Origin of the sequence: Phytohabitans sp. LJ34 (assembly GCF_052068095.1) — a bacterium.
GTDB lineage: Bacteria > Actinomycetota > Actinomycetes > Mycobacteriales > Micromonosporaceae > Phytohabitans.
Genome location: NZ_JBQHDG010000024.1, coordinates 24,401 through 35,539, shown reverse-complemented (window position 1 = coordinate 35,539; position 11,139 = coordinate 24,401). Strand labels below are relative to the sequence as shown.

Here is an 11,139-nt window from a genome sequence, read left to right as displayed (position 1 = left end):
GTGTCCGAATTTCCCCTCCGGCTCGCCGTCGACATCGGCGGCACCTTCGTCGACGCGATGGAGCTGGACACCCGCACCAACCGGGTCCGCTTTCGCAAGGCGTCCACGACACCGTCGCGCCCGGCCGACGGGGTGCTCAACGCGATCGCCGAGCTGGGCACCGACCTGTCCACCGTGGAGCTGTTCATCCACGGCACGACGCTCGGCCTCAACGCGGTGCTGGAGCGGCGCGGGGGCGCCACCGGCATCATCACCAACGAGGGCTTCCGGGACATCTTCCTGCTCGGCCGGGGCAACGTGCCCGCCGACCACATGTACGACTTCACGTACCAGCGGCCGGAAAGCCTGGTGAAGCGCCGGTACACGGCCGGCGTGGTGGGCCGGCTGGACTACAAGGGCCGGGTGGTCCAGGAGCTGGACGCGGAGAGCGTCCGCGCCGCCGCCCGCACGCTCGTCGAGGAGCAGGGCGTGCGGTCGATCGCGATCTGCTTTCTGCACTCGTTTCTCGACCCGACCCACGAGCGGGAGGCCGCCCGGATCGTCCGAGAGTCCTATCCGGACGTTTCGCTGTCCCTCTCCACCGACATCGTGCGGGAGTACCGGGAGTACGAACGGACCAGCACCACCGTGCTGGAGGCGTACATCCGGCCCATCTTCGAGCGCTACGTCGACGAGCTGGAGAGCGGCCTGGCCGAGCGCGGGTTCGCCGGCCGGTTCCTCATCATGCGTTCCGGCGGCGGCTCGATGACCTCCGCGGTGGCCAAGACGTCGCCGACCCACACCGTGCTCTCCGGCCCGGCCGGGGGGATCGTCGGCGCCGCGTACCTCGCCGAGGCCCTGGGCCGGGACGACATGCTCACGTTCGACATCGGCGGCACCTCGCTGGACGCCTGCGTGATCGAGCGGGGCGGCGCGGTCGCCGCGTACGAGGCCCAGCTGGAGCACTTCCCGCTGCTCATCCCGGCGTACGACATCCGCACGATCGGCGCCGGCGGCGGTTCGATCGCTTGGCTCGACCGGGGCCTGCTCAAGGTCGGGCCGCGCAGCGCCGGCGCCGACCCGGGCCCGGTCTGCTACGGCCGGGGCGGCACCGAGCCGACCGTCACCGACGCCGCGGTGGTCCTCGGATACATCGACCCGGATCGGTTCCTTGGCGGCGACATGGGCCTCCAGGCGGACGCGGCGCGGGCGGCGCTCACCGGCACGATCGCCGCGCCGCTCGGGCTCACCGCCGAGGCGGCCGCGGCCGGCGTGATCGACGTGCTGCTGGCCCGCACCGTCGGCGCGGTCCGGCAGATCACCGTCGAACGTGGACACGACCCCGGGGTTTTCTCGCTGCTCGCGTTCGGCGGCGCGGGGCCGCTGCTCGCCCCGCTGCTGGCCCGGGAGATGGGCATCCGCGAGGTGCTCGTGCCGTTCGCGCCGTCCGGCTTCTCCGCTTGGGGCATGCTGTCCGCCGACATCGTCGACGACTTCGCCCGCACCGTGATGACCACATTGGACGACGCCGACCTCGACGAGCTTGAGGCGCTCTACAAGGGCGTGGAGGCCGACGCGCTCGCCTCCCTGACCGACCAGGGGGTCGGCACGGGCGACGCGGTCCTGGAGCGCCAGCTGGAGCTGCGCTACCTCGGCCAGGAGCACTCGCTGATGGTCACGGTCGGGCGCGAGCTGCGCCCGGACGCGATCCGGTCCGCGTTCGAGGAGCTGCACCACGCCCGGTACGGCCACACGATGGGCAACCGCCTCCAGATCCTCAACCTGCGCGTGCGCGGCATCGGCCGGACCAGGCGACCGGCGCTGGCGTCGCCTCCGCCCGGCGACGGCGATCCACGGCGGGCGCTGCGCGGGCACCGCACGGCGTACGACGTGGCCACCCGCGCGATGGTGCCGTTCGCGGTGTACGACCGGGACGCGCTCGCGCCCGGCGACGGCTTCACCGGCCCGGCGCTCGTCGACGAGGGCACCTCCACCACGGTCGTGCCGAGCGGCCAGCGCGTCGACGTGGACCCGCACGGCTACCTGCTCGTGACCTTGGGGGACTCATGACCGACGGCGCGACCGTCGAGGTGGTGCGCAGCTACCTCATCTCCGCGGCCGAGGAGATGCGGGCGACGCTGATCCGCACCTCGTTCAACCCGGTCATCTACGAGGTGCACGACTTCGGCATGTCCATGTACGACGCCGACCTGCGCCTGGTCGCCGAGGCCACCGGCCTGACGTTCTTCCTCGGCGCCAACGACTTCTCGATCCGCAAGGGCGTCGAGTACGTCGGCCGGGAGAACCTGCACCCGGGCGACGTGGTGCTGCTCAACTACCCGTACTGGAACGCCGCGCACGCCGCCGACGCCACGCTCTTCGCGCCGGTGTTCCAGGGCGACACGCTGGTGGGCTTCCTCTGCGTCCGGGCACATTGGATGGACCTCGGCGCCAAGGACCCCGGCTACGTGCTCGACTCGACCGACATGCACCAGGAAGGGCTCATCTTCCCGGGCACCAAGGTGGTCTCGCGCGGCGAGCCGGTACACGAGATCCACGAGCTGATCCGCTTCAACTCGCGGATGCCGGCCGAGGTGCTCGGCGACCTGCACGCCCAGATCGCCGCGCTGCGCACCGGCGAGCGGCGGCTGCTGGAGATCCTGGAGAAGTTCGGCCGCGACACCGTGGCGGCGGCCGTGCAGCTGATGATCGACGACGGCGCCGCGCGCAGCCGGGCCGCCCTCGACGCGCTCCCGCAGGGCTCGTGGACCGCGGTCGACTGGCTCGACGACGACGGCATCGGGACCGAACCCGTCCGGATGCAGGCCACCGTGACGATCGCGGACGGCGAGTTCACCGTGGACTTCGCCGGGTCGTCACCGGCGACGGCGGGCCCGATCAACATGCCGTTCGGCGCCACCGAGGCGATCTGCAAGGTGGTGCTCAAGTCGCTCACCTCGCCGGACCAGCCGTCCAACGAGGGCACCGTGGCGCCGCTTCGGGTCAAGGCCGAGCCGGGGACGCTCTTCCACGCCGTCTATCCGCAACCCACGTACACGCTGTGGACCGGCATCGTCGCGGTCGAGCTGATCCTCAAGGCGCTCGCCCAGGGGATGCCGGACCGGCTGCCCGCCTCGTCCGGCGGTGACGTGCCGGGCTTCATGATGGTCGGCACGCACCCGGACACCGGGCAGCTCTTCGCGGTCAGCAACAACGACCCGGTCGGCTGGGGCGCGACCGTCACGCACGACGGCATGAACGCGGCCACCCACGTCTCCGGCAGCACCGGCCGCGTCACGCCCATCGAGGTCCTCGAAGCGAAGACGGGCATGTTCTTCGAACGGGTGGAGATGCGCACCGACTCCGGTGGCGCCGGCCGCTTCCGGGGCGGTGTGGGGCTGCGGCGGGACATCCGGTTCGTGACGCCGGGCGAGTTCCTGTCGGTCATCAAGAAGACCCGCAGCCGCCCCTGGGCCTTGGCCGGTGGCCTGGAGCCCGAGCCCAATCAGGTCGTCGTCTTTCCGGATACGTCACGTGAGGCGCGGGTCAGCACGAAGCGGACCCGGGTGGACGTGGGCGACCGGGTGACGCTGCTGACCGCCGGCGGCGGTGGGCACGGCGAGCCGGGCGAGCGCGACCCGGTGGCGGTCCGGGAGGACGTGGCCGAGGGTTTCGTCTCGCCCGAGGCCGCCCGCGACGTGTACGGGGTTTCCGATGTCTGAGGTGGACGGTGCGACCGTCGAGGTGGTGCGCAGCTACCTCGTCGCCGCGGCCGAGGAGATGCGGGCCACACTGATCCGCACCGCGTTCAACCCGGTCGTCTACGAGGTGCACGACTTTGGCATCTCGGTCTACGACGCCGACCTGCGCCTCGTGGCCGAGTCCACCGGGCTGAGCCGCTTCCTCGGCGCCAACGACTACTCGATCCGCAAAGGCGTCGAGTACGTCGGCGCGGACACCCTGCGCGCCGGCGACGTCGTGCTGATGAACTATCCGTACTGGAACGCCGCGCACGCCTACGACGCGACGCTCTTCGCGCCGGTCTTCCTGGGTGCCACGCCGGTCGGCTACCTGTGCATCCGGGCGCACTGGATGGACCTCGGCGCCAAGGACCCCGGCTATGTGCTCGACTCGACCGACATGCACCAGGAAGGCGTCATCTTCCCGGGCACCCGGGTCTTCCGGGCCGGCGAGCCGGTCGCCGCGATCACCGAGCTGATCCGCTTCAACTCGCGGATGCCCGACCTGGTCCTCGGCGACCTGCACGCCCAGGTGGCCGCGATCCGCACCGGCGAGCGGCGGCTGCTGGAGATCTTCGCCAAGTTCGGCCGGTCCACCGTCGCGGCGGCCGTGCGCCGGATGATCTCCGACGGGGAGGCCCGGGCCCGGGCGGCGGTCGAGGGTCTGCCGCAGGGCTCGTGGACCGCCGAAGACTGGCTCGACGACGACGGCGTCACCGCCGACCCCATCCTGATGCGGTGCACCGTGACCGTCGCGGATGGACGGTTCACCGTGGACTTCGCCGGCTCCTCGCTGGCCGTGCCCGGCCCGGTCAACCTGCCCTTCGGCGCCACGATCGCCACCGCGCGGGTCGCGTTCAAGGCGATCACCACCCCGGCGGAGCAGACCAACGCCGGCCACTTCGCGCCGCTCGACGTGCGGGCCGCGCCGGGCACGCTCTTCCACGCCGTGTACCCGGCCGCGACGTTCACCCAGTGGACCGGCACCGTCGCGCTGGAGCTGATCTACAAGGCGCTCGCCCAGGGCATGCCGGAGCGGCTGCCCGCCTCCTCCGGCGGCGACGTGCCCGGGTTCATGATGGTGGGGACCCATCCGGACACCGGGCAGCTGTTCGCGGTCAGCAACAACGACGCGGTCGGCTGGGGCGCGGCGCCCGACCACGACGGCATCGGGCCGGCCAACCACCTGTGCCAGACGCAGGCCCGCAACACGCCGGTCGAGGTCCTGGAGGCGAAGACGGGCATGTTCTTCGAACGGGTGGAGATGCGCACCGACTCCGGTGGCGCCGGCCGCTTCCGCGGCGGTGTGGGGCTGCGGCGGGACATCCGGTTCGTGACGCCGGGCGAGTTCCTGTCGGTCATCAAGAAGACCCGCAGCCGCCCCTGGGCCCTGGCCGGCGGCCTGTCACCCGAGCCCAACCAGGTCGTCGTGTTCCCGGGGACAGACCGCGAGGCGCGGGTCAGCACCAGGCGGACCCGCGTGGCGGTGGGTGATCGGGTGACGGTGCTGACGGCCGGCGGAGGCGGACACGGCGACCCGCGGCGGCGCGGTGCGGCCGCGGTGCGGGAGGACGTCGCGGAGGGCTACGTCTCCGCCGCGGCCGCACGAGACGTGTACGGGGTGACGGCCGTATGAGTGAGCGGGTCCTGGAACGGTCCACAGTGGTGCTGGGATGCACGGTCGTGGACGGACGGATCGTGGACGGCGTGCCCGCCCTGCCCGACGCGGCCGTCTGGGTGCGCGACGAGCGCATCGCCGCGGTCGGCCCGCGCGACGAGGTGCTGGCCGAGGCCCGCGACGCCGGCGAGCACGAGACGGTCGACCTCGACGGCGCCTACCTGACGCCCGGCCTGGTCAACATGCACACCCACCTGTCCCTCTCGCTGCCCGGGAGCGGCGGCGACGGTGTGAAGACGATGAACCCGTACGAGCTCGCCCTCTACATGGCCGACGGCGCCCGCCGCACCCTGCTGTCCGGCGTCACGACCGTCCGGTGTGTCGCCGAGAAGGACCACGCCGACTTCGCGCTGCGCCGGGCGATCGCCGCCGGCCGGGTCGCCGGCCCGCGCGTCTACACCGCCGGGCGCGCGCTGGTCTGCACCGGCGGCCACGGCCACGAGAGCCCGGACACGCTCGAATGCGACGGCGCCGACGGGTTCCGCCGCGGTGTGCGCAGCCAGGTCAAGGCCGGCGCCGACCTGATCAAGGTGATGATCTCCGGCGGCATCGCCGGCGAGCACGAGCGGATCACCACCCGCCAGCTCTTCCCCGACGAGCTGGCCGCGGTCATCGAGACCGCGCACGCCTGGGGCCGGCGGGTCACCGCGCACGCCGGCCCGGCCGAGGTGATCGCCGAGGCGGTCGCGCTGGGCCTCGACTGCGTCGAACACGGCTACGAGCTGACCGAGGAGGTGGCCGCGCTGATGGCCGAGCGCGGCACCGCACTGGTACCGACGTTGCTCGTCACCCGGTGCAAGGAGTTCTTCGACGAGCTGGGCGTGCCGGAGTGGATGCAGGCCCGCTCGCTCGGCGCCGGGCCGAGGCACCTCGACAGCTATGCCATCGCCGTGGCAGCCGGGGTCGAGGTGCTGCTGGGCAGCGACATGCCGCCGTTCTGGCACTTCGAGGGCACCAACGCCTCGGTGCGCGAGCTGGAGTACATGTCCGAGGCGGGCATCGGCCCGGCGCGCGCCCTGTACGCGGGCACGCTCGGCCCGGTGCGCTGGCTCGGCGCGGCCGACGACCTCGGCACCGTCCAGCCTGGACGGTACGCCGACCTGATCGCGATGGACGCCGACCCGGTCGCGCACACCTCCGCCTTCCGCGGCGTGCGCTGGGTGATGGCCGGCGGCCGGGTGGTTCGGGACGACCGGGCGGGATGGAGCGTGTCATGAGTCAGGACGTGGAACGGATCGCGGACGGCATCGCGGACATGTACGACGCGTTCCTCGCCGGCGACCGCGACCGCTTCGACAGCCACCTGCACCCCGAGGTCACCACCTGGGAGACGCACCTGCCCGGGCCGCTGCGCAGCCGCGCCGAGCTCGACGCCTACCGGGACGGGCGCGACGCCTCCGGCCAGCGGCCGCGGCTCGACCGGCTCGACGCCACCGATCTGCGCGTCGACGTCTGGAACGACACCGCCGCCGCCCGCTACGTCCTCGTCGCCGTGCCGGCCGGCTCGCGCGACGCCGAGCAGACCCGGGTCACCGACGTACTGCGCCGCGACGGCGGCCGGTGGCTCATCGTGCACCACCACGCCGAACGGGTCGCCACTCCCGCCGGAGCCCCCGCCGGGCCTCGCACCAGGCCCGGCGGGCCGGCGTGATCCGCCGCCTGTGCGCGTACACGACCGGCGAGCCGGCCGACGTGCTCGCGGTCGCCGAGCTGCCCGACGACCCGCCGCCGGGGCCCGGCCAGGTCACCGTGGCGGTGCGCGCGGTCGGGCTCAACTTCCTCGACGTCATGCTCTGCCGCGGTACCTACCCGGTGCGGCCCGACCCGCCGATGACGCCCGGAGTCGAGGTGGCCGGCCGCGTGGTCGCGACCGGTGCCGGCGCCGAGCATATGTCCGATGTGGACGTCGTAGCCTGCCCGGCGCTGCCGCACGGCGCGCTGGGCGAGACCGTCACGCTGGACGCCGCGCTCGCCACGCCGTTGCCCGCGGGGTTCGACCCGGTCGTCGCCGCGGCGCTTCCGGTCACGTACCAGACGGCCTTTTGGGCCTTGGAACGGGCCGGTGTGGGTGCCGGCCAGACGGTGCTGGTGCACGCCGGCGCCGGCGGCGTCGGGATCGCCGCGACGCAGCTGGCGGTGGCCCGCGGCGCCCGGGTGATCTGCACCGCCGGCGGCCCGGCGAAGCTGGCCGTGTGCCGCGACAACGGCGCCGACCTCGCCGTCGACTACCGGGAGGGCGACTTCGTCGCGGCGGTGCTCGACGCCACCGGCGGCACCGGCGTCGACGCGGTCCTGGATCCGGTGGGCGGTGACGTGTTCGCCCGTTCGCTGTCCTGTTTGGACTTCGAGGGCCGGATCGTGGCGATCGGCGCCGCCGGCGGCCCGCCACCCCCGGTCGACCCCATGGCGCTCGTCGCGGCCAACACCACGCTCATCGGCCTGTCCTGGGGCTCGGCCTACCCGTGGCGGCGCCCGGATCGGGTGCGGCAGGTGTACGCGGAGCTGTTCGCGCTCTGCGCCGCCGGCGCCGTCCGCCCGCCGGTCGGCCGCACGCCCACTCTGGACGAGGCGCCGGCCGCGCTTGCCGACCTGGCCGCCCGCCGCACCACCGGAAAGATCGTCGTCCACGTTGGAGGGAGAACGCCGTGACCGATATGGAGCTGTACGACCTGCGCGTGTGCGTCGACCGCATAGAGGGCCGCTCGGTGTGCGGCATGGCGATGGGCGACTATTTCGAGCTGACCGACAGCGCCCACCTCACAATCCCAGAGGGCAAGCACTTCTGCGTGTACGCGCTTGCCGCCGTGCTGCCGTTCCTGGCCGCCAAGCAGCGCGACGTGCCGCCCGGCGACTGGCTGGCACAGGACTCGCACTTCGCCTGCCCCGACCCCGAGGAGCGCCTCGTCATGCGCGTGGAGCGCACCGGCCGGCGGGGCATGAACTCCGCCGACTTGACGTGAGTGCCGTGGAGATCGGCTTGGGCCTACAGAGCGACAAGCCGGCCGGTGCCTACGCGCGGCTCGCCCGGCGGGCCGAGGAGTGCGGCTTCGACGTGCTGACGGTCTTCGGCGACCTCATGTACCAGCCGCCGATCTTCCCGCTGCTGGAGATGGCGGACGCCACGGAGCGGGTGCGGCTCGGCGCGGCCTGCCTCAACCCGTACTCGATGGCGCCCTACGAGATCGCCGGCCAGGTCGCCGCGCTCGACCTCGCCTCGGCCGGCCGCGCCTACCTCGGGCTGGCCCGGGGCACCTGGCTCGGCGCGGTCGGGATCGCCCAGCCGCGCCCGCTCGCCGCGCTGCGCGAGTGCGCCGAGGTCGTGTACCGGCTGCTGAGCGGCGACTCGAGCGGGTTCACCGGCGAGGTGTTCACGCTCGCGCCGGGCACCGCCTTGCGCTACAAGGTGTGGCGCCCCGACCCGCCGCTGCTGGTCGGCGCGTGGGGCGCGCGTGGCGCGGCGCTGGCCGGGCGGATCGCCGCCGAGATAAAGGTGGGCGGCAGCGCCAACCCCGCGATGGTCCCGGTGATCCGCGACCGCCTGCGCGCCGGTGCCACACGGGCCGGCCGGCCGGTCGACGAGATCGGGATCGTGCTGGGCGCGGTCACCGTCGTGGACCGCGACGGGGGCGCCGCCCGGACCCGTGCCCGCACCGAGGTCGCGATGTACCTCGCCGTCGTCGCCGACCTGGACCCCACCGCGGGCGTACCGGCCGACCTGCTCGCCCGGGTGGCCGCGCTCGTCGACGCGGGCGAGCACGCCGCGGCCGGGCGCCTGATCCCGGACGACGTGCTCGACATGTTCGCCTTCGCCGGCACCCCGGAGCACGTGGCCCGGCAAGCGCAGGCGCTGATCGACGCGGGCGTGCGCCGGGTCGAGTTCGGCACCCCGCACGGCCTGACCGACGAGCGCGGCGTCGACCTGCTCGGCACGGAGGTCCTGCCGTCGCTGCGCCGGGAGGCCTCGTGAGCGGCGCGCGGGTGGTCGTCGCGGGCGGCGTGCGCGCCGACCACGCCCTCCTCGCTTCGGTGGCGCAGGGGGAGTTCGACCGGCTCGGCGTCGACGGCACCGTGGCGGTCGTCGACAGCGCCGCCGCGGTGCGCGCGCACCTCGCCGCCGGCGTGCCCACCGTCGTGCTGCCCGGCCGCCACCCGGAGATACGCGCGCTCATGCCGCACGCGCCCGCCGCCGTCTGGTACGACATCGAGGTCACCGGCCCGGCGGCGGTCGCGGCCGGCGCGGTCCACCTCTACGGCCGGGGCGTCTGGGGTCTGGTCTGGGCGATCCGGCACGCGGTGCTGCGGCGACGCCGGCCGGCGACCCGGATCGCGTACGGGCCCGGCGCCGAGCGGTACGGCGAGTTGCGGCTGCCACCCGCCGCCGAGCGGCCGTGTCCGGTGGCGGTCCTGCTGCACGGCGGGTTCTGGCGCTCGGTGTGGGCCGCCGACCTGATGGACGCGCTCGCGATCGACCTCGCGGCGCGCGGGTTCGCGTCCTGGAACCTGGAGTACCGGCGCCCGGACCGCCACGGCTGGGCGGCCACCGTGAGCGACGTCGCGGCCGGCCTCGCCGCGCTGTCCGATGTGGACGGCGGCCTCGATCTGGGTCGGACTGTCGTGCTCGGCCACTCGGCCGGCGGCCAGCTCGCGCTGCGGGTGGCCGCCGACCACGGGCGGGTGGTGCTCGCCGTGCCGCTGGCCGGCGTGCTCGACCTCGCCGGCGGTGACGGGCGAGGGATCGGCACCGGCGCGGTGACCGCCGCGCTGGGCGGCCCGCGCTACGAGGTGCCGGAGATCTACGCCGCCGCCGACCCGTTGGCCCGGGTGCCGATCGGCGTGCCGCAGCTCGTGGTGATCGGTGCCGACGACGACCTCGACCTGATCGACTTCAACCGGCGGTACGTGGCGGCGGCGCGGGCGGCCGGCGACGACGTGCGGTACATCGAGGAGCCCGGCGACCACTTCGCGGTGATCGACCCGGCGGCCCCGCTGTGGCACACGACGGCGGAGGCCATCGAAAATTACGTGACAGTGAACAAGGGCGGGTCTAGAACAGCCGCGGAGTGACTACCGAGACGACCGTGGTCACCTCGTCGGTGTCGTTGTACATGTTGTGCGGCACGTTGGAGCGCAGGTGCACGCTGTCGCCCGGCCGCAGCCGGTGCTCGACGCCGTCGACCTCGTAGAGCAGCTCGCCGGTCACCACGTACGCGAACTCCTCGCCGGCGTGCGCGTACGCCTCTTCGCGACGGCCGCCCGGCGCGATGTGCACCACCATCGGCTCGAGCACCAGGTTGGGCCCCCGGTCGGAGAGCATCCGGTAGGTGACCTGGCCCGACACGTACTCCGTCGCGCCGCTCTCGGCGCGGGTGAGCGTGAAGTGGCCGGGCAGCGCGGCCGCCGCGCCGTCGGAGCTGGCCTCGTCGCCCTCGGCGAAGAACTCGGCCACCGGCCGGTCGAGGGCCGCGGCCACACTGTTGAGCGCGGTCAGCCCGATCGACGAGACACCCCGCTCCACCTGCGACAGGAAACCGATGGAGAGCCCGGCCCGGGCGGCCAGCCCGCGCAGGGTCAGGCCGCGCTCGGTGCGGAACCGCCGCATCCGCGCGCCCACCCGGTCGGGGTGGGCGTCTGTCTTCTGCTCGCGGGCGGCCGAGGTGCGCAACGATCCTCCAGGGGGTGCCGAATCTGTTCGATCCTATCGAACTTGCCGCCTTCGGGACAGCAGGAGAACAGGACGTAGCA

General features: G+C 73.5%; 10 protein-coding genes. 9 read left to right on the top strand and 1 reads right to left on the bottom strand.

What is annotated here, in order from left to right; genetic code table 11:
- Genes ACTMTJ_RS35275 through ACTMTJ_RS35235 form a run of 9 tightly spaced genes read left to right on the top strand, consistent with a single transcriptional unit; the run spans position 1 to position 10,461 of the window.
- Positions 1-2,049 (top strand): hydantoinase/oxoprolinase family protein, encoded by a 2,049-nt coding sequence (locus tag ACTMTJ_RS35275; protein ID WP_441223023.1) that lies wholly within the window; start codon positions 1-3, stop codon positions 2,047-2,049.
- Entirely contained in the window at positions 2,046-3,701 is a 1,656-nt protein-coding gene (locus tag ACTMTJ_RS35270; RefSeq protein WP_441223022.1) for a hydantoinase B/oxoprolinase family protein, read from the top strand. The genes ACTMTJ_RS35275 and ACTMTJ_RS35270 overlap by 4 nt, the downstream gene beginning before the upstream one ends.
- Positions 3,694-5,355, top strand: a complete 1,662-nt coding sequence (locus ACTMTJ_RS35265; RefSeq protein ID WP_441223021.1) for a hydantoinase B/oxoprolinase family protein — start codon at positions 3,694-3,696, stop codon at positions 5,353-5,355. Before ACTMTJ_RS35270 ends, ACTMTJ_RS35265 begins: the two co-directional genes overlap by 8 nt.
- Positions 5,352-6,614, top strand: coding sequence for an amidohydrolase family protein (locus tag ACTMTJ_RS35260; protein WP_441223020.1), 1,263 nt, complete (start codon positions 5,352-5,354; stop codon positions 6,612-6,614). Before ACTMTJ_RS35265 ends, ACTMTJ_RS35260 begins: the two co-directional genes overlap by 4 nt.
- Entirely contained in the window at positions 6,611-7,048 is a 438-nt protein-coding gene (locus tag ACTMTJ_RS35255; protein ID WP_441223019.1) for a YybH family protein, read from the top strand. The genes ACTMTJ_RS35260 and ACTMTJ_RS35255 overlap by 4 nt, the downstream gene beginning before the upstream one ends.
- Complete coding sequence (locus tag ACTMTJ_RS35250; protein ID WP_441223018.1) at positions 7,045-8,046, top strand: zinc-binding dehydrogenase; 1,002 nt, start codon at positions 7,045-7,047, stop codon at positions 8,044-8,046. Before ACTMTJ_RS35255 ends, ACTMTJ_RS35250 begins: the two co-directional genes overlap by 4 nt.
- Before the next feature lie 5 nt (positions 8,047-8,051).
- Entirely contained in the window at positions 8,052-8,357 is a 306-nt protein-coding gene (locus ACTMTJ_RS35245) for a TIGR04076 family protein (RefSeq protein ID WP_441223144.1), read from the top strand.
- Between the two features lie 5 nt (positions 8,358-8,362).
- Positions 8,363-9,364 carry an LLM class flavin-dependent oxidoreductase gene (locus ACTMTJ_RS35240; RefSeq protein ID WP_441223017.1) on the top strand — a complete coding sequence of 334 codons (1,002 nt, stop codon included), beginning with the start codon at positions 8,363-8,365 and terminating at the stop codon, positions 9,362-9,364.
- Entirely contained in the window at positions 9,361-10,461 is a 1,101-nt protein-coding gene (locus tag ACTMTJ_RS35235) for an alpha/beta hydrolase family protein (protein ID WP_441223016.1), read from the top strand. Before ACTMTJ_RS35240 ends, ACTMTJ_RS35235 begins: the two co-directional genes overlap by 4 nt.
- Here ACTMTJ_RS35235 and ACTMTJ_RS35230 read toward each other — a convergent pair.
- Positions 10,442-11,059 carry a helix-turn-helix domain-containing protein gene (locus ACTMTJ_RS35230; protein ID WP_441223015.1) on the bottom strand — a complete coding sequence of 206 codons (618 nt, stop codon included), beginning with the start codon at positions 11,057-11,059 and terminating at the stop codon, positions 10,442-10,444. The two genes, ACTMTJ_RS35235 and ACTMTJ_RS35230, sit on opposite strands and share 20 nt — an antisense overlap.
- Positions 11,060-11,139: the final 80 nt, after the last annotated feature.